The organism is Shewanella basaltis (assembly GCF_023283885.1).
Lineage (GTDB): Bacteria > Pseudomonadota > Gammaproteobacteria > Enterobacterales > Shewanellaceae > Shewanella > Shewanella basaltis.
Window position 1 is genome coordinate 1 of sequence record NZ_JAKILA010000013.1, and the last position, 23,228, is coordinate 23,228.

21 protein-coding genes are annotated in these 23,228 nt (G+C 42.2%); 13 read left to right on the forward strand and 8 right to left on the reverse strand.

Annotation, left to right across the window (positions count from 1 at the left end):
* Nucleotides 1–648: 648 nt before the first annotated feature.
* The 4 genes from L2703_RS10610 to L2703_RS10625 all read right to left on the reverse strand — a co-directional run bounded on the left by L2703_RS10610 (nt 649) and on the right by L2703_RS10625 (nt 4,167).
* Entirely contained in the window at nt 649–1,548 is a 900-nt protein-coding gene (locus tag L2703_RS10610) for an ABC transporter ATP-binding protein (RefSeq protein ID WP_248971066.1), read from the reverse strand.
* A complete protein-coding gene (locus L2703_RS10615; protein ID WP_248971067.1) occupies nt 1,545–2,378 on the reverse strand; it encodes an ABC transporter permease in 834 nt (277 codons plus the stop codon). Before L2703_RS10615 ends, L2703_RS10610 begins: the two co-directional genes overlap by 4 nt.
* A gap of 90 nt (nt 2,379–2,468) precedes the next feature.
* On the reverse strand, nt 2,469–3,122 hold the full coding sequence (locus L2703_RS10620) for a YceH family protein (protein ID WP_248971068.1): 654 nt from the start codon (nt 3,120–3,122) through the stop codon (nt 2,469–2,471).
* Between the two features lie 211 nt (nt 3,123–3,333).
* Entirely contained in the window at nt 3,334–4,167 is an 834-nt protein-coding gene (locus L2703_RS10625) for a CvfB family protein (RefSeq protein WP_248971069.1), read from the reverse strand.
* Nucleotides 4,168–4,737: 570 nt separating this feature from the next.
* Here L2703_RS10625 and speA point away from each other — a divergent pair.
* The 13 genes from speA (at nt 4,738) to L2703_RS10690 (ending at nt 20,354) form a co-directional block, all read left to right on the forward strand.
* Entirely contained in the window at nt 4,738–6,648 is a 1,911-nt protein-coding gene (gene speA / locus L2703_RS10630) for a biosynthetic arginine decarboxylase (protein WP_248971070.1), read from the forward strand.
* A gap of 106 nt (nt 6,649–6,754) precedes the next feature.
* Nucleotides 6,755–7,684 carry an S-adenosylmethionine decarboxylase proenzyme gene (locus L2703_RS10635; RefSeq protein WP_248971071.1) on the forward strand — a complete coding sequence of 310 codons (930 nt, stop codon included), beginning with the start codon at nt 6,755–6,757 and terminating at the stop codon, nt 7,682–7,684.
* A gap of 177 nt (nt 7,685–7,861) precedes the next feature.
* Nucleotides 7,862–8,500 carry a pyridoxamine 5'-phosphate oxidase gene (pdxH, locus tag L2703_RS10640; protein ID WP_248971072.1) on the forward strand — a complete coding sequence of 213 codons (639 nt, stop codon included), beginning with the start codon at nt 7,862–7,864 and terminating at the stop codon, nt 8,498–8,500.
* A gap of 29 nt (nt 8,501–8,529) precedes the next feature.
* On the forward strand, nt 8,530–8,985 hold the full coding sequence (locus L2703_RS10645) for a YaiI/YqxD family protein (protein WP_248971073.1): 456 nt from the start codon (nt 8,530–8,532) through the stop codon (nt 8,983–8,985).
* An 85-nt stretch (nt 8,986–9,070) separates the two neighbouring features.
* On the forward strand, nt 9,071–9,646 hold the full coding sequence (locus tag L2703_RS10650) for a YceI family protein (protein WP_248971074.1): 576 nt from the start codon (nt 9,071–9,073) through the stop codon (nt 9,644–9,646).
* Between the two features lie 79 nt (nt 9,647–9,725).
* On the forward strand, nt 9,726–10,076 hold the full coding sequence (locus tag L2703_RS10655; RefSeq protein WP_248971075.1) for a DUF3802 family protein: 351 nt from the start codon (nt 9,726–9,728) through the stop codon (nt 10,074–10,076).
* Nucleotides 10,077–10,129: 53 nt separating this feature from the next.
* Nucleotides 10,130–11,020 (forward strand): putative ATP-dependent zinc protease, encoded by an 891-nt coding sequence (locus L2703_RS10660; protein ID WP_248971076.1) that lies wholly within the window; start codon nt 10,130–10,132, stop codon nt 11,018–11,020.
* A gap of 205 nt (nt 11,021–11,225) precedes the next feature.
* Nucleotides 11,226–14,060, forward strand: a complete 2,835-nt coding sequence (locus tag L2703_RS10665) for an ExeM/NucH family extracellular endonuclease (protein ID WP_248971077.1) — start codon at nt 11,226–11,228, stop codon at nt 14,058–14,060.
* Between the two features lie 567 nt (nt 14,061–14,627).
* Nucleotides 14,628–15,611, forward strand: a complete 984-nt coding sequence (gene pheS, locus L2703_RS10670) for a phenylalanine--tRNA ligase subunit alpha (protein ID WP_248971078.1) — start codon at nt 14,628–14,630, stop codon at nt 15,609–15,611.
* 15 nt (nt 15,612–15,626) lie between these two features.
* Nucleotides 15,627–18,014 carry a phenylalanine--tRNA ligase subunit beta gene (gene pheT, locus L2703_RS10675; RefSeq protein ID WP_248971079.1) on the forward strand — a complete coding sequence of 796 codons (2,388 nt, stop codon included), beginning with the start codon at nt 15,627–15,629 and terminating at the stop codon, nt 18,012–18,014.
* 3 nt (nt 18,015–18,017) lie between these two features.
* Nucleotides 18,018–18,317: an integration host factor subunit alpha gene (gene ihfA, locus L2703_RS10680; RefSeq protein WP_160052251.1), complete on the forward strand. Its 300-nt coding sequence runs from the start codon at nt 18,018–18,020 to the stop codon at nt 18,315–18,317.
* A 170-nt stretch (nt 18,318–18,487) separates the two neighbouring features.
* On the forward strand, nt 18,488–19,423 hold the full coding sequence (gene lpxM / locus L2703_RS10685) for a lauroyl-Kdo(2)-lipid IV(A) myristoyltransferase (RefSeq protein ID WP_248971080.1): 936 nt from the start codon (nt 18,488–18,490) through the stop codon (nt 19,421–19,423).
* 61 nt (nt 19,424–19,484) lie between these two features.
* Complete coding sequence (locus L2703_RS10690) at nt 19,485–20,354, forward strand: mechanosensitive ion channel family protein (RefSeq protein WP_248971081.1); 870 nt, start codon at nt 19,485–19,487, stop codon at nt 20,352–20,354.
* 80 nt (nt 20,355–20,434) lie between these two features.
* Here the strand turns inward: L2703_RS10690 and hisIE are convergent, their stop codons facing one another.
* The 4 genes from hisIE to hisH are packed head-to-tail and all read right to left on the reverse strand — an operon-like array spanning nt 20,435 to nt 23,222.
* Entirely contained in the window at nt 20,435–21,058 is a 624-nt protein-coding gene (gene hisIE, locus L2703_RS10695) for a bifunctional phosphoribosyl-AMP cyclohydrolase/phosphoribosyl-ATP diphosphatase HisIE (RefSeq protein ID WP_248971082.1), read from the reverse strand.
* A gap of 24 nt (nt 21,059–21,082) precedes the next feature.
* Nucleotides 21,083–21,856 (reverse strand): imidazole glycerol phosphate synthase subunit HisF, encoded by a 774-nt coding sequence (gene hisF / locus L2703_RS10700; RefSeq protein WP_238104403.1) that lies wholly within the window; start codon nt 21,854–21,856, stop codon nt 21,083–21,085.
* Nucleotides 21,838–22,575 carry a 1-(5-phosphoribosyl)-5-[(5-phosphoribosylamino)methylideneamino]imidazole-4-carboxamide isomerase gene (gene hisA / locus L2703_RS10705; protein ID WP_248971083.1) on the reverse strand — a complete coding sequence of 246 codons (738 nt, stop codon included), beginning with the start codon at nt 22,573–22,575 and terminating at the stop codon, nt 21,838–21,840. The genes hisF and hisA overlap by 19 nt, the downstream gene beginning before the upstream one ends.
* Nucleotides 22,572–23,222, reverse strand: a complete 651-nt coding sequence (hisH, locus tag L2703_RS10710) for an imidazole glycerol phosphate synthase subunit HisH (protein WP_248971084.1) — start codon at nt 23,220–23,222, stop codon at nt 22,572–22,574. The genes hisA and hisH overlap by 4 nt, the downstream gene beginning before the upstream one ends.
* Between the last annotated feature and the right edge of the window lie 6 nt (nt 23,223–23,228).

Here is a 23,228-nt window from a genome sequence, read left to right on the forward strand (position 1 = left end):
TCGCTAATCGCTAATCGCTAATCGCTAATCGCTAATCGCTAATCGCTAATCGCTAATCGCTAATCGCTAATCGCTAATCGCTAATCGCTAATCGCTAATCGCTAATCGCTATTCATACCAACCCTATTGGAATGTGATCTATTTTAGGCTGCGTCATTAGACCCAATACAATGAAAATCACCGTCGGTGTAGTCATCTACAATAAAGTCATTTAAAGCAATAATGGGTGGGGTAACGCTGGCTCGAAGGGTGATTTATTAGCCCTTTTTAACCTACGACACCATGGACGCAGTAGGCACAACAACTCAGGAGTTGTTATCGATAGCACTATGTCCTCAAAAGGCTACCTCGACTACTTCACTGATAACTTTCGCTAAAAGAACACATTTTAATGCGGATTGACATAAGCAATAATAGAGGCTTGTAGCGCTGGCTCGAAGGGTGATTTATTAGCTTTTTTAACGTACGACAGCATGGAAGTTGTAGGCACAACACAGGAGTTGTTATCGACAATACTATGCCCGTAAAGGCTTCCGCGAACACCGCACTGATTGCTATCGCTAAAAGAGCATATTCTAATGCGCAATAGTATTAATCGAGTAAATAGGTGAATAAAAGGCCCATGAATTGGGCCTTTGTGTTGATTATTTAAGAGAATAAGGTTTCTTCTAACGTTCTGCCTTTGAGTATGGCTTTGTATTGCCATTGTTGTTCGTTAAATAATGCCAGTAATTGATTTTCTAATTCGAAACTACTTTGCTTATGGTATTCAATGACATATTGTTCGTCACCGCTACGCTTGACTTCAATGACATGACTTAAGCCGAGTAATTGTTGATGCAGCTTGTCCATGTCGCAGCTTTGCATTGTGAGGGTAATGAAATCGGTTGCTTGGCTGGCTTTAATCGACACTGACTGTTGTAATTGGCCATTTTCAAGGTAAATAACATGATCGCAAAGCTTTTCAAGCTCATCTAGATTATGAGAGCTGATGATAAACGTTGTTTCGCCAGCTAAATGTTTAACAATTTGCCTAATTTTTTTGGCATTAGCTGGATCAAGCCCTGCAGTGGGTTCATCTAATAGTACAATTTTGGGATTGCCGATGAGGGCTTGTGCAATTGACACCCGTTTGCTCATTCCATGGCTTAAACTTTTTGGTTTTGCTTGCGCCGAATCACTAAGCTCAACCAGTTTTAATACACGTATGACTTCTTGTTTGGCATCGGTTTTGTTAAATCCTTGCAGCTGAGCAAAAAATTGCAGTTGTGAAGCAATGGTAAAGTGTGGATCTAAGGCTGCATCTTGCGGCAATGCAGATAATACGCCTTGCAACGCCTTGCTGCCTGGTGCATGACCTAAAATACTAATGCTGCCTTGAGTCGGTTTAATATAACCACATAATAAGCTAAACAATGTGGTTTTACCTGCGCCATTGGGGCCAACTAATGCCACAGGTGCCCCAGCCTGTAGACTGACACTTACATTATCAAGAGCTAATTTATTGAGGTATTGTTTAGATAAGTTATCGCATTGAATAAAGGTCATAGGGCACTCCGTTTCATTAATAGATTACCCAAAGTTAATATTACAATGGTTTGCAGTATTGGTACTGGAGCAAAGACAAATGACCCTAGGCCTTGTGTATTAATCATGCTAGAGATTTGCGAACCAGGAAGAATCATACTTAAGCCAGTCAGTTGTGGAAATTTCGCATTGATGACAGCAATGATAATCGACACAATCGCCCACAGAATGATTGCAAAGATACTGGCTTGCCTAGCCGAATTTGCATACAAAGAAAGCACGGCCATCGCCGCTGTGTAGGGAAGCAATACTATCACAAGGTTAATCATCACTATGACACAGGTTATTAGTGACGGTACAAACAAACTGATATCGCGACTGGTGACCATTATAATGGTGGCCAACAGGGTAAACACTATTAGTGCAAGTTGAATCAACATGTGACCTAAGAATCGACCAAAAAACAAGCTGCTGCGGCTCACCCTGAGTGTCAGAAAGCGTAAGCTACCGCGTTGTTTATCTGAACTAAACTGGTCAGCAGCGATAAAAATACTAAACATAGGAAACAAATACAGAGCCGCGAGCCAAAATACGGCAAGCTCAGGTACTGGCCATTCAAATAAATGTTGTAAGCTACCTGGTCCAAAGAGTGCTTCGGTTAATTCTTTAAAGCTTGGCTGCATGATAAATTCTGAAGCACTTTTTATGGGGTAAAGTAATAAAATCCCCCAAATTAACATGAAAGCGATTAATGCCACCATGCCACTTTTGTTTGTAAAACGCTTGCTGAGTTCGTATTTGGCTAATAACCAAATATGTGACAGTCCCGATGGGGGCGTGACGTGTTGCATAGTATTAATCCTTGGATGTAACACATTAATTTTAATCGCAGACATGATGCACTAGTGGCGATCCATTTTGTCTACAAACATGCTGATAGGTTAACTGAGTAACGATTCAAGTTGAGCCATTTTTTGCTCGAGTACGGTAATTCTTTCTGTTAATTCAATGATGCGTGTTTCTTGGGCCAAACTGTGTTGAGTTTGTGTCGAAATTTGAATGCTGTCACCACTATTGACTTGATGTTCATCAATATTGCCACTAAAACACTCTAAGAAACGGCAATCTCGTTTATTTGGTTCACGAGCAAGTTGTACAACGAGTGGTTTTTCGCGTTGGCTTAACCCCAATAAAGTCGCTTCTACCTGGCTTACGTTGCTAAATTCATGCAAACGAGGTGTGCGGGTTTTTAGTTCGCCTGGTGTTTGTGGTCCACGTAATAGCAGTACACATATTAATGCGACTTCGGCGCTGTTAAGTTGTAATTCACTAAATTCGGTATTACAAAAACGATGTTTGTATTTAACCACACGGCTTCCAAAGCCAGATTGTTCACTAATTAATCGTTTTTTGCTCAGTTCATCAATAATGTGTTGTACATCGGATTCGCTCAATGACAGAACGGGTTCACGGCTGCTTTTTTGATTACATGCGAGGGTTAGGGCGTTAAGGGAGAGAGGATATTGATCGGGTGTGGTGAGTTCTTTTTCGAGTAAACACCCAATCACTCGGGCTTCTAATGGCGTCAATTCCATACACTATCCTTATTTTATTGGCTCATATTTTTGTTTATATCAGAAACGCTCATTGATACCCATCAAATAGCGAAACAAACCAGGGGGTGATTGTTGCTCGTTGAAAGCGTGCCACCTTATTGCTATTTCGATGGTGCGGCGTATTTATTCAGCGCCGTTTAAATGATAAGTGAACACTACACTCATCATTTAAACGAAAAAGGCCATTGAATTACATGGTGAGGCGAATACCGTCGCTGTCGATACTGATGTCACCCGCTTTAAATAAACCGCCAATCGATTTTTTGAAGGCTTTTTTACTCATGCCTAGTTGATCATAGATGACGTCAGCATCGGTTTTATCATGCAAAGGTAAAAAGCCATTAGCGCTACGCAATTTATTAATGATCAGGCGGGCGTTTTTGTCTAACTCTTCTTTACCGCTTTTTTGTAACACCAAATCAATTTTGCCATCACTGCGCATGGTTTTTATAAAGCCGGTGAGTTTTTGGCCAAAACGCAGTTTTTGGAAAACCTCATTAGTGTAAATTACGCCCCAATGCTTATGGTTAATAATGGCCTTGTAACCTAAATCTGTGCTGCCACCTATGATTAAGTTAACTTGTTCGCCGGGGGTGTAGTGTGCTTCTGTTTTGTCGACAAATTTATCCACTTTAGATGACGCCATAATGCGTTCATCGGCATGGTTTGCATGGACATACACTAAATATGAGCGGCCTTCTTCGGCAGGTTTATGCTGTTCACCAAATGGCAGTAATAAATCTTTGTCTAGGCCCCAATCTAAAAACGCACCATAAGGGCCTGTAGCGACCACTTTTAAGTAGGCAAACTCACCGACTTGGGCAAGCGCTTTTTGGGTGGTGGCAATCACAATATCTTCAGAATCTAAGTAAAGAAAGACGTCGACCATATCACCGACATTACAACCGGTAGGGACAAATTTATTAGGAAGCAAGACCTGTCCTAGCTCTTGAGCATTTAAGTAAACCCCAAAGTTCACTTGCTTTACCACTTCTAATGAATAACGTTTACCGATTTGTATCATGAATGACTCTACTTAATAAAAGATGAAAAGGTGATTTAATCAAAATCGGTTAATTATACACGTAAATCATCACTAAGTTGTGGCAATTACCCTGTGCAGTACTGATTTTTTGTGTGGCAAGAATATTGAACTCTCGATAGACCATTAAATCTGACTTTTTATAGTAATTAATGGGTAATTTACTTGCATTAGGCTGGATTGCAGGTTTTAATTGCGCCGTTTTTACTAAGGCGAGTATCTGCAAAATTTCAGTGCAGTAAAGTGATCTTATGTTCACTTTTTTGAGTAAAACACTGAACATAATGACACACTGATGTTTCGCCCACAAATTTGCAAGCCATGCTAATGTAAGACTAAGATGTATTTACTAAAAGCGAAAACACAGCGAAAAGGATAACTGCTTTTACGCTTGTTTTTTCAATGGTGGTTTGCAACATAAAGCGTGTTGTTTAGCTGGGATTCTCCTCGCATTAACTATGACAACGATACTGAGACAATGCTAAAAATTGTCTGGATTTTAACAAGCAGTAGTTTTATCTGCTTACTTTGATACAAATACGGAAAATAATTATGTCTGATTGGTCTATCGAAGATGCTCGCGCGGGTTATAACGTGACTCACTGGAGCCAAGGTTTTTACGGTATTCGTGAAGATGGCGAAGTGACAGTGTCACCAGATCCACAAAACCCTGATCATAAAATTGGTTTAAATGAATTAGCCAAAAATATGGTGCAAGCGGGCGTTTCGTTACCGGTACTTGTGCGTTTCCCACAAATTTTGCACCACAGAGTGGAAAGTTTATGTGAAGCTTTTAATGATGCTATTACTAAGTACGACTATCAAAATGATTATTTGTTAGTTTATCCAATTAAAGTAAACCAACAACAAACCGTTGTTGAAGAGATCCTCGCTAGCCAAAAATCTAAAGAAGTGCCCCAACTAGGCCTAGAAGCGGGTAGTAAGCCTGAGCTTATGGCAGTATTGGCCATGGCACAAAAAGCAAGCTCAGTCATTGTGTGTAATGGTTACAAAGACAAAGAATATATTCGCCTAGCACTTATTGGTGAAAAGCTCGGCCATAAAGTGTACATCGTGCTTGAAAAGATGTCAGAACTGAAAATGGTACTCGAAGAAGCGTCTAAACTCGGTGTTACGCCTCGTTTAGGTCTTCGCGTTCGTTTAGCGTTCCAAGGCAAAGGTAAATGGCAAGCAAGTGGCGGCGAAAAGTCAAAGTTTGGTTTGTCGGCGGCTCAAGTATTGAAAGTGGTTGCAGAATTAAAAAGCGCTAACATGCTTGATTCTCTGCAGCTTTTGCACTTCCACTTAGGTTCGCAAATTGCCAACATTCGTGATATCCGCCAAGGTGTGGGTGAAGCGGGGCGTTTTTATTGTGAGTTGCGTCAACTAGGCGCCAACATTAAGTGCTTTGACGTTGGTGGTGGTTTAGCGGTTGACTACGATGGTACACGCAGTCAAAGTAATAATTCGATGAACTACGGTTTAAATGAATATGCTAATAATATCGTCAATGTGTTAACTGACTTATGTAATGAATACGAACAGCCAATGCCACGTATCATTTCTGAATCTGGTCGCCACTTAACAGCGCACCATGCGGTGTTGATTACCGATGTTATTGGCACAGAAGCCTACATGCCGGAAGTGATTGAAGCGCCAGCAGAAGATGCTCCGCAACTATTACACAACATGTGGCAGTCGTGGGAAGAAATCAGTGGTGGACAGGATCAACGTGCCATTATTGAGATTTATCACGATACTCAAAGTGATATCGCTGAAGCACATTCGTTATTTGCCGTTGGCCAATTTAGCCTAGCGCACCGTGCATGGGCTGAACAAACACACTTGCGTGTCTGTCATGAAGTGAAAGGTTTGCTGAGCAATAATAACCGTTACCATCGTCCTATTATTGATGAATTAAACGAAAAGTTAGCGGATAAGTTTTTTGTTAACTTCTCTTTGTTCCAGTCATTACCAGATGCATGGGGTATTGATCAGGTGTTCCCTGTTTTACCATTGTCTGGCCTAGATAAAGCGCCTGAGCGCCGTGCCGTAATGCTAGACATTACCTGTGACTCAGACGGTATTGTTGACCAATACGTTGACGGACAGGGTATTGAAACTACATTACCTGTGCCAGCGTGGAGCGAAGAAAGCCCTTACTTAATCGGCTTCTTTATGGTGGGTGCATACCAGGAAATCTTGGGTGATATGCATAACCTATTTGGTGACACTAACTCGGCTGTTGTGCGTCTTGATGCCGATGGTGCTGCCAATATTGAGTCGGTATTGCAAGGTGACACTGTTGCTGATGTATTACGTTATGTTAACTTAGATGCTCAAGAGTTTATGCGCACCTTTGAAGAGCTCGTGACGCAACATATTGTTGAAGACGAAAGAGCGAGCATTTTAGAAGAGCTACAAGTGGGTCTTGATGGCTACACTTACCTAGAAGATTTTTAATCTTTTAGGGTTAATGAGTGTCAAAAGAGGCTTAGTTATGAGTAATAACTAAGCCTTTATTTATTGTTTAAGTTTCAGATAACAGAAATGAGAGTAAGCTGCGCAGATGTTTTTTGAAGGAACAGAAAAGAAATTTGAATTAATTGCTCAGCCAACGAGTTGCTCGTTTCGCTCGTTTGACCAAATGTTCTGGAAAGACATCGTTGCGTTAGCTAAAGCAGAGATTATTTCGGTTATCAGTAATGAGCAATGTGATGCGTATTTATTGAGTGAGTCGAGTTTATTTGTTTGGGATAAGCGCGTTGTCGTTATTACCTGTGGCCTATCAACCTTAATAGACAGTTTGTTGGCGCTCATCGATAGAATCGGTGTAGTGAATGTCTCGTTTGTGTGTTACCAACGTAAAAATGAATATTTAGCTCACTTACAGGCTTCAACTTTTGTGGACGACATTGCCAGATTACGCCAGGTGGTTCCCGGTAATGCTTGCCGTATAGGCCATTTAGACAGTCATCATCATTTTATTTTTACAACGGATGGTTGCGGTCAGCCTGAGTTAATCGAGCCCACCAGTGAATTATTGATGTATCATATCAGCGGCGAGTTTGCCCAATATTTACTGTCTCAAAACCAATCAAAAGAGCAAATTATACACTGGTTACAACTGGATATATTTTTTCCAGGTTTTCTTTATGATTGCCATTTATTCAGCCCATTAGGTTTTTCGGTTAATGGGATAAAAGGTGATCGTTATTTTACTATCCACATCACTCCTCAAGAGCAAAGCTCTTATGTCAGTGTAGAAACCAATATCGATTTAACCTGCAATCACAGTGATATTGCGGCCAATTATTTAGCCATGTTAAAACCCATCAGTTGGGATTTTATTGGTTTTAATTGTACGTTACCTTTGGTGACGACACCGGACAATATTTGTTTAGCCCATTGTACTTATGCCATAGGTCGCGATACGCATGTGAATGTTAGTCACTTTCAGCAAGTCAGCTCAGAGTGTCTTAGCCCTGAAATTTTGTAATGCTGACTCACATAATTGCTCTGATACGTTTTACTGTGCATGTGATGGTCTAAAAATCGGGTATGATCAAGATAATTTATATTGTAATTAAAATGCGATTGCCAACGCACAGGCGTTGGCTTTTTTGTGGGTGGTCAGCGTAAAATAGCGTGAAGTAGGCTAAACAAGGAAACGCAAATGAGTGATTTAAGTGATATTCGCCGTGAGTACACTCAAGGTGGGTTGAGACGGGCTGACTTGCCCACCAATCCAATGGATTTATTTGAGAAGTGGATGCAACAGGCAAAAGATGCTCAGTTAACTGATCCTACCGCGATGTGTGTAGCGACTGTCGATGCCACAGGCCAACCATTTCAGCGCATAGTATTGCTCAAACGTTTTGACGACAATGGCTTTGTGTTTTTTACTAACCTTGAAAGTCGAAAAGCATCGCAAATTGCACTAAACAGTAAAATTAGCTTGTTATTTCCCTGGCATCCGTTAGAAAGGCAGGTTGCCGTTATTGGACAGGCAGAACCCTTATCGATGATTGATGTGGCCAAATATTTTATGAGCCGCCCCAAAGACAGTCAAATTGCGGCCTGGGTGTCTAAACAATCGAGTAAAATCACGGCAAGACAGGCTTTGGAAACTAAATTTGCTGAAATGAAAGCGAAATATGCTCAAGGTGAAGTCCCTTTACCTAAGTTTTGGGGCGGCTATTTAGTTCGGCCCAACAGCATTGAGTTTTGGCAAGGTGGCGAGCATCGTCTGCATGACAGATTTATTTACAGTAAGACAGACAGCGATTGGCAAATAGATCGTTTAGCACCTTAATCTGTGTTAATAAATAGGAGCATTATCGCGTGATAAGCAATAAAATTTGGGTTGATGCAGACGCGTGCCCAAATGCCGTTAAAGAGATGCTATTTAGAGCGTCAGAACGAAAATCTATTCAGCTAATGTTAGTGGCAAATCAATTGGTAAAAGTGCCTGTTTCGCCACTCATTAAAACGATCCGTGTCAGCTCTGGATTTGATGAAGCAGATAATTATATCGTTGAGCAGTTAAGTTCTGGTGATTTAGTGATTACTGCTGATATTCCATTAGCGGCAGAGGCAATAGACAAAGGTGCCTTGGTGTTAAATCCGCGAGGCACTGTATACACAACTGAAAATATTAAACAAATTTTAACGATGCGTGATTTTATGGAAGAAATGAGAAGCAGTGGCGTGCATACAGGTGGCCCCAGTAGTTTCTCACAAGCCGATAAGCACACGTTTGCTCAAGCACTCGATAAATGGTTGGCTAAAGTAAAGTAATGGTGAGTACAACATTGGTTGAAGCGTCATCTATACTTACTTTTTAAGTGAACTGTTGCGTAATGAATAACCAAAGGACGTCATGATGAAAATAGCATTTTCTCTGTTGGCTGCTAGCTTACTCAGTTTTCAAGCTATGGCTGGTGATTGGCAAGTGAATCAAGATCATTCTCGCATCAGCTTTATATCCGTTAAGAAAAACGATATTGCTGAAGTACACCACTTTAAACAAGTTTCTGGTCAGTTAACCGATAGCGGTGCTTTCTCATTGTCCATAAACTTGAACTCGGTTGATACCGGTATTCAAATTCGTGATGAGCGTATGCAAACTATTTTGTTTGAGGTGGCACAATTCCCTCAGTTAAAAGTTAATGCGACCATTAACCCTCAACTTTTGTTGGGAATGAAAGCTGGAGATACATTAACCACCCAAGTTAATGCCACAGTAGAATTACACGGGAAAAAGCAAGCGAAGACGATAGATGTTCTCGTGGCTAAGTTGTCTGATAACAAACTTGTTATCAGTAGTTTTGCGCCAATACTTGTGCAAGCTGATGAGTTTAATTTGGTTGCAGGTGTTGAAAAGTTAAGAGAAATCGCAGGCTTACCTAGTATCAGTTTAGCTGTACCTGTGTCGTTTGTGCTCACGTTAGCACAATAAAGATTAACGCGTTGAATAGTGGCTTCGGTAAAAAGTGAAGCCACTTTATTATATAGAGTAGTGGATAAAGGTGAATAACATGGTTACCGATAAAGACGGATATATGCATTTAATTCAGTATTTGACTGAACATTTAGGCTTGTTTGAAGCGCCTGATACCAATGCCGCCGCAACGGAAACTGTGATGGAGTTGTTTGAAGAGCAGTTATCCGCTCAAATTATCATGGTTTGTGGTCAAAACCCGCAATTGTCATTTGCTCAACGAAATATGGTGATCCGCGAAATTGATGCAATTGTCTATGATTTAGAAGAAATTTTAGCTTCAGTTGCTAATCAAAAAGCCACACCAGAACAAAGCATTTTTATTACTGAATTTTCTGGTTTGATTAAAAATCTATTCGATCAAGAAATTGATAATCTTTTACGTTAAACGCAAAATGCAACAAATTTTAGGTTACATGTTTGAACTCTTTGGGATTGATGATGTTTAGAAGTATTGTGTTTTCTGCTTTGTTATGTTGTTTCGTTTCAGTATCTGTTTTTGCAAGTGATCAAGTTACTCTTTTACGTCAAATTGAGTCAATGACAGTAGGCAATTCTGGATTAATCTTTAAAGCACGCATAGATACCGGTGCAGTAAACACCTCTTTGCATGCTGTTGATTTACATATTGTTGGTGGTGCCTCAGACCAGATGAAACAAAATGTGGGCAAAATGATTGAGTTCACCACAGAAAATGAGCAAGGAAAAAAACAGCGCATGCAGGCTGAGATTGTGAGCACTTCTAAAGTCAAAAATGCCTTAGGTATCGAAAGGCGTTATATGGTGAAACTTGGTGTGGGCTTTCCTGATAATTTGCATAATGTTTATGTCAATTTACGTGATAGAAGCCATATGAACTATAAGCTGCTAATTGGGCGTAACTTTCTGAAAAAAGGTTATATTGTTGATGTAGCACACAATAAAACCATTGGTCCTGTAGCGACGCTGAGTATTAAGCAAACAGGGCTGTTATTTGACACAAGGATTGACACTGGTGCAGGGCAAAATTCATTACACGCTGTGAATATCCATGTTGAAAACGAAGATACAGACGACATTACTAATAACATTGGCAAAATCATTACATTTACTACCGAAAATGAAAAAGGTGAGAAAGTCGAAGTTAGCACCAAAATACGTAGCACCGCGTTAATTCGTAACGCTCAAGGTACTGAAGCTCGTTATACGGTAAGGCTGAATGTCGGTAAACCTGGAGAAGAGTATTTAGTCGATGTGAATTTAACGGATCGCACTAAAATGGGTTATAAATTATTAATTGGTCGAAATTGGCTTCAAGGCCATTATGTTGTTGATGTAAATAAAGAATCTTAACAATTATCGGTGTTTGTGAAAACCGCTCATATTGAGCGTTTTTTTTATGTGTTATGAAACACTTTTGCAACATGGTTGCAACCAGTATGTCACTCCATGAGGATATAGTTGCCCTCGCTTTACTGATAGTTATTCAATAAATCTTAAATAGACATGTCAGATACAAGCAATTTATTACACAAATGAATCGTAATAGGGGTCAATTATGTTAAGCACTAAAACCTTGCTTGCAGTGTCCATATCTTCAATGATGGCATTTCAAACCAACTCACAAGAGCTACTCATAAGCGAATATGTTGAGGGTAGCAGCAACAATAAAGCCATCGAATTATATAACCCAACGGCTAATACCATTGATTTAAGTGATTATGTTTTATCATTTTATTTTAACGGTAGTACGTCTGCGGCAACCAACATTAGCTTAATTGGTCGTGTCGCTTCGAATACAACTTTTGTGGTTGCCGATAACGATGCATCTGCAGATATTTTGGCTTTAGCTCAGCAGACAAGTAATGCCAGTTTTTTTAATGGAGACGACGCCATAGTGTTAACTCACAATGGTAACGTTGTGGATTCACTCGGGCAAGTTGGTGTCGATCCCGGTGCTGAGTGGGGCAGTGGAGACTTGTCTACACAAAATAATACCCTACGCCGTAATGTGGATAATTTAACCCCAGATATCATTATTGATAATGACGTATCATTGGCTGGTTGGCAGGGATTTGCTCAAGATGATATCACCGATTTAGGTTCGTTCTCTGCAAGTGGAGCAACGGACCCGACTGATCCTATTGAACCCGTTGAACTGGTTTGCGGTGAAACGGCAGTCGCAATCCATCAAATACAAGGTAATGCTCAAGCCAGTAACATGATTGGTGACACAGTCGAGGTTGAGGCGATTGTTACCAGCGATCAACAGGCTGGGCTTTCAGGGATTTTTATCCAGATGGCAGATGCCGATGTCGACTCTGACATTGCTACTTCTGAAGGGATCTTTGTTTACACAGGTAACCAAACGTTACAGGTCAACTCAGGCGATCGTATTCGTATTACTGCTAAGGTGTCTGAATATAATGGCACCACTCAGTTATCGGCAGTTAGCCAGTTTGCACTTTGTCAAACTCAGCAAGCATTGCCCACAGTCGTTAACGTGACATTACCCATAGATGACGATCAACAACTTGAGCGCGTTGAAGGTATGCGGGTTAAGTTTGATCAAGCACTGATTGTCAACGATGTATATAGTTTGGGCCGCTACGGAGAAGTATTATTAGGCAGTCGCCGCCACTTTATCGGCACACAAGTTGCCACTCCTGGAGAGCAAGCGCTTGCTGTTACCCAAGCTAACAGTAAAGACAGTATTATTTTAGACGATGGCTCGACCAGCCAAAACCCTGACGTTATTGCTTATCCTGCACCGGGATTATCGGCAGTAAACACGCTGCGGGTCGGTGACAGTGTGACTGAGCTTGAAGGTGTCATGCATTATGGATTTAACCAGTATCGTATTATGCCAACCAGTTTAGTTAATGTCGTTCAAACAAATCCAAGACAAGAGATGCCAGAGGTTGTAATTGACGCTGACCTTCGCATAGCCAGTTTTAATGTGCTTAATTATTTTAATGGCGATGGTGTTGGTGCGGGCTTCCCTACAGAGCGAGGTGCGGATTCTGTTAGCGAATTTGAGCGTCAACGAGCCAAAATTATCAGCGCAATGCAAACGATCAATGCCGATGTGTTTGGTTTAATGGAAATCGAAAATGATGGTTACGGCGATGAGTCAGCGATTAATGACTTGGTGACAGGTTTAAATGCGGCACTGGGGCAACCCCTCTATGATTTTGTTGCCCCAAACATGGCAACATTAGGTACAGATGCTATCAGTGTAGGTATGATATATCGTACTGATAAATTGAGTCTTTCTGGCGCTGCGCGTATATTATCGTCCAGTAACTCACCTGTTGATGACAGTGGAACGTTGCTATTTGATGACGGTAAAAATCGCCCTATGTTAGCACAGGCGTTTAAGGTGATCGGCAGCGATGAAAGTGTCGTTGTTGCAGTCAATCATCTGAAGTCAAAAGGCAGCGATTGTAATAGCGCCAATGATCCTGACATGCTTGATGGCCAAGGTAACTGTAATATGACTCGAACTCGAGCTACAGATGCAATAGGTCAATGGTTAGCAGAACAATACCCAGACAGTAAAGTGTTGGTTATTGGTGATTTAAATGCATACGCCAAGGAAGATCCGTTAACCATGTTAGCAAGTCACGGCTACCATGAGCTAAGCGATTACCTGAGCATACCATCACCTTACTCTTATGTGTTTGCAGGAGAGTCGGGGCAACTTGATCATGCTTTAGCGAACAAGGCCCTGCTTGACGATGTAGTGGGAATAAGTCAGTGGCACATTAATGCTGATGAACCCATTGTGCTTGATTATAATGAAGAATATAAATCTGACATGCAGGTACAAGCGCTATATCAAGATGATGCGTTTCGTTCTTCAGATCACGACCCCGTGATTATTTCACTTAAATTTCCTCCTGTTAACCTTGCGCCTGTCGCGGGTTTTGATAAACAGTTAATAGGCAGCAAATTGCAGGTGTTGTCTACCTCAACAGACAGTGATGGCGAGATTGTGGCGTTGCAATGGGACTTTGGTGATGGTGTGATGGCAACGGGTACAAGTGCGTCGCATCAGTACCAGCAATCGGGTGACTATCACGTGACGTTAACCGTTACAGATAATCAAGGCGAGGTGGCAAGCACATCACAAACCGTGAGCGTTATCCTTGAACCCGAAAATGTCGCACCAGTTGCACAAATAACACAAATAAACCTTTGGTTTATCAAGCTGTTTATTTCAAGCAGCTATGATCCAGACGGGTTTATTAAACATCATCAATGGCTATTTAATAATGGTCGTAAAGCCACTGGACCAATCACATACAGTTTGAGTCGGCGTGAAAAAAACGTTGAACTGACAGTGCAAGATAACTTAGGCGAGAAAGGCTCAACATCATTAGCTTTTTAATGCCTGATAATGCAAATAGGCATCGTTATGCTAAAAGGCACCTTGGTGCCTTTTATTTTTTAGTGCCATCCTTTGAATGATGCTCTTTATACCAATGCTTATTAGAATATGATCTATGTTAGGTTGCCTTGACTAGCTCACTGATCATTTTCGCTAAAAGAGTACATTTTAATGCGATTGGTATAACAACAGCTTGTGAGCTATTTACCGCAGCGTCATCAGATTCAGTTTAGTGAAAATAGCACTGGTGTCGTTATCTCGCGCAACGTTATTTTAAGTATCTGATGACTAAAAGGCCCTAGAGGCTGCAGTCAATGTAAGATGATTAACATGCCAGATAAGCCAACAAAACGAAATAGCAGGGAAATACAGCTATTTGCCATTAAAAAGTCCAATAATGACTAGTAAATTGGTGGTTGCTCACGTAAAATTTCACTCTTTTATTTTAACACTAGCTTGGCTCTTAGTGTCACAAAACAAGAGTTAAACTATCGCGTCTGGACTATTTTTGTTAGTCGAATGGGACGCCCAATCGCATTGATATGCACAAATGCAGTGGATGATAACATGCAGCAGTTAACCGAGATCGTACAACAAGCCTTAGAGGTCATTGACAAGGCCAGTGATCTAAAGACATTGGATGACATCCGTGTCGATTACCTTGGTAAAAAAGGTAAAATCACTGACATGATGAAAATGATGGGTTCATTAAGTGCAGAAGAAAAACCTGCCTTTGGTCAAGCCGTCAACCAAGCTAAACAAGCCGTTCAGCAAAAGTTGTCTGAGCGTATCGATGGATTAAAAGCCTCGGAATTAGAAGCAAAATTAATTGCAGAAAAAATCGATGTGACTTTACCCGGTCGTACCTTAGAAATCGGTGGCTTACATCCGGTAACGCGTACAATTGAACGTATTGAAACCTTCTTTGGTGAGCTAGGCTTTGTGGTTAAGCAAGGTCCTGAAATCGAAGATGACTTTCATAATTTTGATGCGCTAAACATTTCTGAGCACCATCCTGCTCGTGCCGATCACGATACCTTTTACTTTAATCCAAAAGTGATGTTGCGTACCCAAACATCGGGCGTGCAAATTCGCACCATGGAACATGAAAAGCCCCCGCTGCGCATTATTTCTCCAGGCCGTGTTTACCGTAACGATTACGACCAAACTCATACGCCAATGTTCCACCAAGTGGAAGGACTAATGGTTGCCGAAAACGTCAACTTTGCTGAGCTCAAAGGGATTTTGCACGACTTTTTACGTAACTTCTTTGAAGAAGATTTACAAGTGCGTTTCCGTCCATCTTACTTCCCCTTCACAGAGCCTTCCGCTGAAGTAGACGTTATGGGCAAAAACGGAAAATGGTTAGAGGTTTTAGGCTGCGGTATGGTGCACCCCAATGTGCTTCGCAGTGTGGGTATTGACCCTGAAAAATACTCTGGTTTTGCTTTTGGTATGGGCGTAGAGCGTTTAACCATGTTGCGCTACGGCGTGAATGATTTACGTGCCTTCTTCGAAAACGATTTACGTTTTCTTAAGCAATTCAAATAACGGAGCAATAATTAGATGAAATTCAGTGAATCTTGGCTTCGTGAGTGGGTTAATCCATCAGTAAGTCGTGACGAGTTATCACACCAAATCACTATGGCCGGTCTTGAGGTCGATGGCGTAGATCCTGTCGCTGCCGATTTTAGCGGCGTGATCATTGGTGAAGTGGTCGAATGCGGTCAGCATCCTGATGCGGACAAATTACGTGTAACCAAAATCAATGTCGGTGGCGACGAGCTTATCGACATCGTCTGTGGCGCGCCTAACTGCCGTTTAGGCTTAAAAGTTGCTGTGGCTATGGTCGGGGCAGTTTTGCCTGGCGATTTTAAAATTAAAAAAGCCAAATTACGCGGTCAGCCTTCAATGGGCATGCTTTGTTCATACAGTGAATTAGGTATCGACATCGAAAGTGATGGCATTATTGAGCTACCACAAGATGCACCATTAGGCGTTAATGTACGTGAATTTTTGCAACTTGATGATGCCATCATTGACGTTGATTTAACCGCCAACCGTGCTGATTGTTTAGGTATGGTTGGTCTTGCGCGCGAAGTGGGCGTGTTAAACCGTCTGGCCGTCACCGAGCCGACTTGGCAAGCTGTAAACGCCACCATTGACGCGCCATTTAGCATCAATGTTGTTGCGCCAGACTTATGCCCGCGTTACTTAGGCCGTGTGGTTAAAAATATTAATGTTAAAGCTGCAACCCCTTTGTGGATGCAAGAAAAATTGCGCCGTAGTGGTATTCGTTCAATCGACCCGATTGTGGATATTACCAACTACGTGTTGATTGAATTTGGTCAACCAATGCACGCATTTGACTTAAACACCCTAAACGGCGGCATTACTGTGCGTTTAGCCGATGGCATTGAAAAACTAACCTTGCTCGACGGTAACGAAATTACCGTACCAAACGACACCTTAGTGATTGCTGACGACAAACAAGCTGTCGCACTTGCAGGTGTGTTTGGCGGCGAAAGCACTGGCGTTAATGACAACACCCAAGACATCTTATTAGAATGCGCATTTTTTGCCCCTCTGGCCATTATGGGTAAATCGCGTCGCTTAGGCTTACACACAGATGCCTCACACCGTTTTGAGCGTGGCGTTGACCCTGAGCTGCAGCATAAAGTCATGGATCGTGCTACGCGTCTTGTGCTTGATATTTGTGGTGGTGAAGCAGGGCAAGTGATTGAAGCCGTATCTGCTGAGCATTTACCCAAAGCGGCTAAAATCACGCTACGTCGTAACAAGTTAGATAAAACATTAGGTCACCCTATTCCTGATGCTGATGTCGTTGAGATTTTACAGCGTTTAGGCTTTAGCGTTGAATCGGCCAATGATACATGGCTAGTGACGACGGCAACCTACCGTTTTGATATGGCGATTGAAGAAGATTTAATCGAAGAAGTGGCACGCATATACGGCTACAACAATATCCCTAACACAGCGCCACAAGCAGCGCTTACCATGCCAGATCACAAAGAAGCGGATATTTCGCTTAAGCGTGTTCGTAGTATGTTTGTTGCACGTGGTTTCCAAGAAGCGGTGACTTACAGCTTTGTTGACCCTAAAATGCAAAACTTAGTACACCCAGGCCAAGAGGCCATGGTGCTACCCAACCCCATTTCAATTGAAATGTCGGCAATGCGTTTGTCTATGTTCACTGGGTTATTAACTGCAGTGGGCTATAATCAAAGTCGTCAACAAGGTCGCGTAAGATTATTTGAAACCGGATTACGCTTTGTTCCTGATGCACAAGCAGATTCTGGCGTTCGCCAACAAGCTATGCTGGGCGCGGTGATTTCGGGTGTGCAAAACGAAGAACATTGGTCAATGGAATCGAAAACAGTCGACTTCTTTGATTTAAAAGGTGATTTAGAAGCAATTCTTGGCTTGACAGTTGCCGCTTCTGAATTTAGTTTTAAAGGGGCAACACATCCTGCGCTGCATCCAGGACAATGTGCTGAAATATTAAGAAATAATCGAGTCATTGGTTACATTGGTGCTATCCATCCTAGCTTGGAAAAGCCCTTTGGACTTAATGGCAAAACAATTGTTTTTGAGTTAGAACTGGATGCATTACTGCATGCCCGTTTGCCGCTAGCCCAAGCTGTATCTAAGTTTCCTGCTAACCGTCGCGACATCGCGCTCGTAGTAGATGAAACCGTTTCTGCCGCTGATGTTATGAATTTGATAAGAAAAGTTGGCGAAAATCAGTTGGTTGGCTTAAACTTGTTCGATGTATACCAAGGTAAAGGTGTTGAGCCTGGCAAAAAGAGCCTCGCTATCGCACTTACATTACAAGACACTACTCGTACACTTGAAGAAAAAGATATCACTGAAACTATGGATTTAGTGTTATCGGCTCTTAAGACCGAGTTCAACGCATCGTTGAGGGATTAAAGTATGGCACTTACCAAAGCCGAAATGGCAGAACATCTTTTTGAAACGTTAGGCATAAATAAACGTGTAGCCAAAGAGATGGTTGAGTCTTTTTTTGAAGAAATTCGTGAAGCACTCGAAAATGGTGAGCAGGTCAAGTTATCTGGCTTTGGCAACTTTGACCTTAGGGACAAGAATCAAAGACCGGGAAGGAACCCGAAAACTGGTGAAGATATTCCCATTTCTGCACGTCGTGTTGTAACTTTCCGTCCTGGACAGAAGTTAAAATCACGCGTTGAAGCGGCAAACTCGGGTAAAAAATAACTCACTAGCGAACACGCCAATCCAGTTATTGGATCTGTAATACTAAGAGCCACTCTTGATTGAGTGGCTCTTTTGTTTTTGAGTTTCCCAAAGCCTTGGTATAATAAGATTTTACCGAACAATAACATTGAGATGTTTTTTGTTCGTACACGTTTAATTGGAGCGTTCTTTTGTCTCGAGAAGCAAAACATTTTGATACCCGCTTTAAAATGGCATTGTTGCACCCTCGTTATTGGCCTACCTGGCTAGCGATTGCTGTGTTGTTTTTATTTGGCATTTTACCTGCTCGTGTGCGTGATCCTATTGCAAAATTGTTAGCCCATTTTGTGATGAAAATAGCCAAAAAGCCCATTAATATCGCCAGAATTAACATCAGTCATTGCTTTCCTGAAAAGTCAGAAACCGAAGTTGAAACGTTAGTTAAGCAAAATGTGAAGATGTTTGTGCTGGTATTGTTGTCACAATCTGAGTTGCTATTTAGGTCAAGTGCGCATTTAAAACGCCGTATACAGCTTAATGGTTTTGAGCATGTTAAAGCGGCAAGAGATGCCGGTCAGCCGATCATTTTTATCATGCCTCATGTATGGCCGATGGAATATGCAGGTTTGCGTATTAATATGGAAATCCCATTAGTGACCATGGCTAAAGCACATCGTAACGCCTTGTTTAACTGGTTTAGCAATCGTATGCGTAGCAGTCAAAATGGCCGGGTATACATGCGTGAAGCTGGGATCCGAGCTTTACTTGCTGAGCTAAAACAAGATAACAGCTTTTTTTATTTACCCGATGAAGATTTAGGGCCTGATAAAAGCGTATTCACGCCTTTTTTGGGTACCGTTAAAGCAACATTACCTGTGGTCGGCCGCCTTGCACAAGCCGGTAATGCCCAAGTGATGCCAGTTAAGATTGGCTATAATGAGCAAAGCCGACAGTTTATCATGACCGTGATGCCTGCTATAGATCCGCAAGACATGGCAGGTAAAGAAAACGAGGCATTAGCGCTAAACAAAGTCGTCGAGCAAGTGATTAATGCCTATCCAGAGCAATATATGTGGTTTTTGAAATTACTGAAAACCCGTCCTCCAGGTGAGAAGCGTTTTTATTAATATTTATTGAGCGATAGACTATAAATTAAACTCATCGAAGTCATAATAATAAGAGGTTTATATGGATTTTAACGAATTGTTATCTGCTTTATCGTTTGTGGTGTTCACTTATGATGCTAGGCCAATCACCTTGCTACAATTGCTTCAGGTGCCGTTATACATTTTGTTGGCGTGGTTTATTATTACCCGTGCAGGTCGACTCATTGTTAAAGCGTTAAAACGACGCAATGTGAGTGCCGACGCAATTCATTTATTTACCCGCATGTATTTTATTATCACTATTGCTGTATTGGTATTCACCAGTATGGAAATATTGAATATCCCATTAACCGCCTTTGCATTTGTGTCGGGTGCGATTGCCATTGGTGTTGGTTTTGGTGCGCAAAACATCATTAACAACTTTATTAGTGGTTGGATTTTGATGTGGGAGCGCCCAATCCGTATTGGCGACTTTTTAGAGGTAGGTGAGGCCCGCGGCGTGGTTGAATGCATTAATACCCGCTCAACCTTAATTCGTCGTAATGATGGTGTGCACATGTTAGTGCCCAACAGTCAGTTACTTGAAAACACGGTAACTAACTGGACGTTAATTGACAAAAATGCCCGTACCTTTATTCGTGTTGGGGTGGCGTATGGCTCTGATGTTGTTAAAGTGCGCGAGTTAATTTACCAGGTGATTGGCGAGCGTGACGATATTTTACCGCAGCCAAAACCCTTAGTGCTATTTGAAGACTTTGGCGATAACGCGCTGATATTTGATTTAATCTTTTGGGTGAGCGCGGTATCAGAAACCGATATTCGCCGTCGTCGCAGTGAAATTCGCTTTAGAATGTATGAGCTGTTTAACGAGCATCAGGTGGTCATTGCCTACCCACAACGTGATTTGCATGTGGACGGTAATCTAACCATTACTCAAAGCCATAAAAACTAACGGTTGACCATTTTTAGAAGAATAAAAAAGACGCCGCGGCGTCTTTTTTGTGTTTATTTAGCAGCATGGCTAAATGGATATTATTTGCTGGCTTTAGTGTGACGGTCCAATAAATTTTTATTGATATCGGCCATCGATAACCCTTGATCTTCAAGAAGCACAATTAAGTGATACATGAGATCAGAGGCTTCATTGACCAGCTCTTCTTTATCGTGAGTCGCCGCAGCGAGTGCGGTTTCTAAGCCTTCTTCTCCCACTTTTTGTGCAATGCGCTTAGTGCCGCGTTCAAATAATGACGCGGTATAGCTTGAGTCGGCGCTTTGGCCTTTGCGTGAAATAATCAAGTTTGTCAGATTATCAATAAAAGGGTGCGCGTTGCCGTCTTTCCAGCAGCTTTCTGTGCCAGTGTGGCAGGTTGGGCCATTTGGAATGACTTGCACTAAAAAGCTGTCATTGTCGCAATCTTTATCGATTGCAATTAAATCTAAGGTATTACCTGAGGTTTCGCCTTTGGTCCATAAACGCTGTTTAGAGCGGCTAAAAAAAGTGACTTGCTTAGTGGTAAGGGTTTTTTCTAGCGCGGCCTGGTTCATGTAACCGAGCATGAGCACTTTACCCGTAAGGTGATGTTGAACAACAGCAGGGATAAGCCCCTGTTGTTTGTCCCAATCTACGCTTGTGCTGTCAAATACGATATCAGTCATTGAGGTTCTCTTTTTTTGGCAACGTTATAAACGAATGGCGATGTGATTAGCGTGTAAGTATTGTTTTAACTCGCCAATATCGATAATGCCTTTGTGAAATACGCTTGCAGCTAATGCGGCGTCGACTTTAGCCAGTTCAAACACGTCTTTAAAGTGTGCCATGGTACCCGCGCCACCTGAAGCAATTAATGGTACGTCACAAATCGCTCGTACCATACTGAGTTGCTTTATGTCGTAACCACCGCGAACGCCGTCCTGGTTCATCACGTTTAGCACAATTTCTCCACAACCGCGTTTTTGCACTTCTTCCACCCAGTCTTGAGTATACCATTGGGTGTCTTTGGTGGCGGCTTCATCGCCGGTAAACTGTTTGACTTTGTAGCTGTCTGACACCGCGTCGTAGTATGAGTCAATCCCAATCACAATACACTGGCGACCAAACTCATCTTGCAAGCGCGAGATTAAACTTGGATCGGTTAATGCTGGCGAGTTAATCGAGATTTTATCGGCACCAAAAGCCAGTTTTTCCCGTGCTTGCTCAATGGTTTTAATGCCACCGGCTACACAAAAGGGAATATCAATTTGCTCTGCAACACGGCTTACCCAGGATTTATCGATAACCCGGTCGTGGGCACTGGCAGTAATGTCATAAAACACCAGCTCATCAGCACCTTCTTCGGCATAACGGGCGGCGAGGGGAACGATGTCACCGACAATTTCATGGTTGCGAAATTGCACGCCTTTAACGACTTTACCGTCACGGACATCAAGACACGGAACTATGCGTTTGGCCAGCATTGTATTGCCTCCTCAACGGTAAATTGATTAATCAGTAAGGCTTTGCCAATAATAATGCCCGACGCTTTACTGTCACGCACTGCTGCAACGTTATCTAGGGTGGCGATACCGCCTGAGGCTTGCCATAAAATATGAGGATAAGCTGATGCCAGTTCAGTATAGAGCTCGGTATTCGCGCCTGTTAAGGTGCCATCACGGCTAATGTCGGTAACTAAAGCATGCTTAAGGCCAACACTTTCAAACTCGGCGACTAACGATTCTAGTGACTTACCGCCACCTGATTGCCAACCTGAAACCGCCACTATTTTTTCGCCAGCCTCGTTGATGTTAACATCAAGGGCTAGGCAGATGGCATCGCTGCCGTATTTTACAAACCAGCTTTTAACCAGTTCAGGTTCTTTGACGGCAAGGGAGCCAATCACCACTCGTTTAACGCCAATATTAAGCAGCTCTGCAACTTGCTCTTCGCTGCGAATACCGCCGCCAACTTGAATATCGACATTAAGCCCTGCGGCTAATTCGCTGATCAGCTGGGTTTGACGTTTGTTGGGATCTTTTGCCCCAGTGAGGTCAACAATATGCAGTAACTTAGCCCCTTGTGCTTGATACGACTGTAATTGTGCTAGCGGGCTTAAGTCGAAGGTGGTTTGTTTGTCGTAGTCGCCTTGGTATAAGCGCACCACTTGGCCGTCAATTAAATCAATGGCAGGAATAATCACTGTGGTGTCCCCATGTTTAAAAAGTTTTGTAAAATTTGTGCACCCACTTTTGCGCTCTTTTCTGGGTGAAATTGCACCCCGAAAAAGTTATCTTTGCCAATGGCAGCACTAAATGATTCGCCATAAGTGCTGCTAGCTAAGGTGTATTCACTGATGGGCGCGCGGTAGCTATGCACAAAGTACACATAACTGCCATTTTCAATCCCGCTAAATAACGGGTGGTCGCCAACCTCTATTTGGTTCCAACCCATGTGCGGCAAGGGCAAGCCTTTGCTGTCAAGATCGCCAATCTCAGTGGGCACAAGGCCTAAACAGGTAATATCTTGCTCGCTACGTCCGCCATGCTCGTTAGATAAGCTGGCGAGCATTTGCATGCCAAGACACACGCCCATCACTGGTTGAGTTAAACTTTTAATCAACGCGATTAAGTTTTTTTGCTTTAGTGCATCCATTGCCGCACCAGCGGTGCCAACGCCAGGTAGAACAACGCGCGCGGCACTGCGAATCACATCAAAGTCAGCACTGACAACGACATTGGCGTTAAGACGTTCAAACGCAAAGCGTACCGAGCTTAAATTGGCGCAGCCTGTGTCGATTATCACAGTTAAGTCATTGGCATTGTTTGAAGAAACAGTTTGTTGTGTCACGTTAAC

Bases quoted from the DNA above. Each gene is read 5' to 3' on its own strand.
- hisF (WP_238104403.1), bottom strand. From the start codon at position 21,856: ATGCTGGCCAAACGCATAGTTCCGTGTCTTGATGTCCGTGACGGTAAA.
- L2703_RS10620 (WP_248971068.1), bottom strand. From the start codon at position 3,122: ATGGAATTGACGCCATTAGAAGCCCGAGTGATTGGGTGTTTACTCGAA.
- L2703_RS10610 (WP_248971066.1), bottom strand. From the start codon at position 1,548: ATGACCTTTATTCAATGCGATAACTTATCTAAACAATACCTCAATAAA.
- speA (WP_248971070.1), top strand. From the start codon at position 4,738: ATGTCTGATTGGTCTATCGAAGATGCTCGCGCGGGTTATAACGTGACT.
- hisIE (WP_248971082.1), bottom strand. From the start codon at position 21,058: ATGACTGATATCGTATTTGACAGCACAAGCGTAGATTGGGACAAACAA.
- pheT (WP_248971079.1), top strand. From the start codon at position 15,627: ATGAAATTCAGTGAATCTTGGCTTCGTGAGTGGGTTAATCCATCAGTA.
- L2703_RS10665 (WP_248971077.1), top strand. From the start codon at position 11,226: ATGTTAAGCACTAAAACCTTGCTTGCAGTGTCCATATCTTCAATGATG.
- L2703_RS10660 (WP_248971076.1), top strand. From the start codon at position 10,130: ATGTTTAGAAGTATTGTGTTTTCTGCTTTGTTATGTTGTTTCGTTTCA.
- L2703_RS10615 (WP_248971067.1), bottom strand. From the start codon at position 2,378: ATGCAACACGTCACGCCCCCATCGGGACTGTCACATATTTGGTTATTA.
- pheS (WP_248971078.1), top strand. From the start codon at position 14,628: ATGCAGCAGTTAACCGAGATCGTACAACAAGCCTTAGAGGTCATTGAC.
- ihfA (WP_160052251.1), top strand. From the start codon at position 18,018: ATGGCACTTACCAAAGCCGAAATGGCAGAACATCTTTTTGAAACGTTA.
- L2703_RS10635 (WP_248971071.1), top strand. From the start codon at position 6,755: ATGTTTTTTGAAGGAACAGAAAAGAAATTTGAATTAATTGCTCAGCCA.
- L2703_RS10625 (WP_248971069.1), bottom strand. From the start codon at position 4,167: ATGATACAAATCGGTAAACGTTATTCATTAGAAGTGGTAAAGCAAGTG.
- pdxH (WP_248971072.1), top strand. From the start codon at position 7,862: ATGAGTGATTTAAGTGATATTCGCCGTGAGTACACTCAAGGTGGGTTG.
- L2703_RS10650 (WP_248971074.1), top strand. From the start codon at position 9,071: ATGAAAATAGCATTTTCTCTGTTGGCTGCTAGCTTACTCAGTTTTCAA.
- L2703_RS10690 (WP_248971081.1), top strand. From the start codon at position 19,485: ATGGATTTTAACGAATTGTTATCTGCTTTATCGTTTGTGGTGTTCACT.
- L2703_RS10655 (WP_248971075.1), top strand. From the start codon at position 9,726: ATGGTTACCGATAAAGACGGATATATGCATTTAATTCAGTATTTGACT.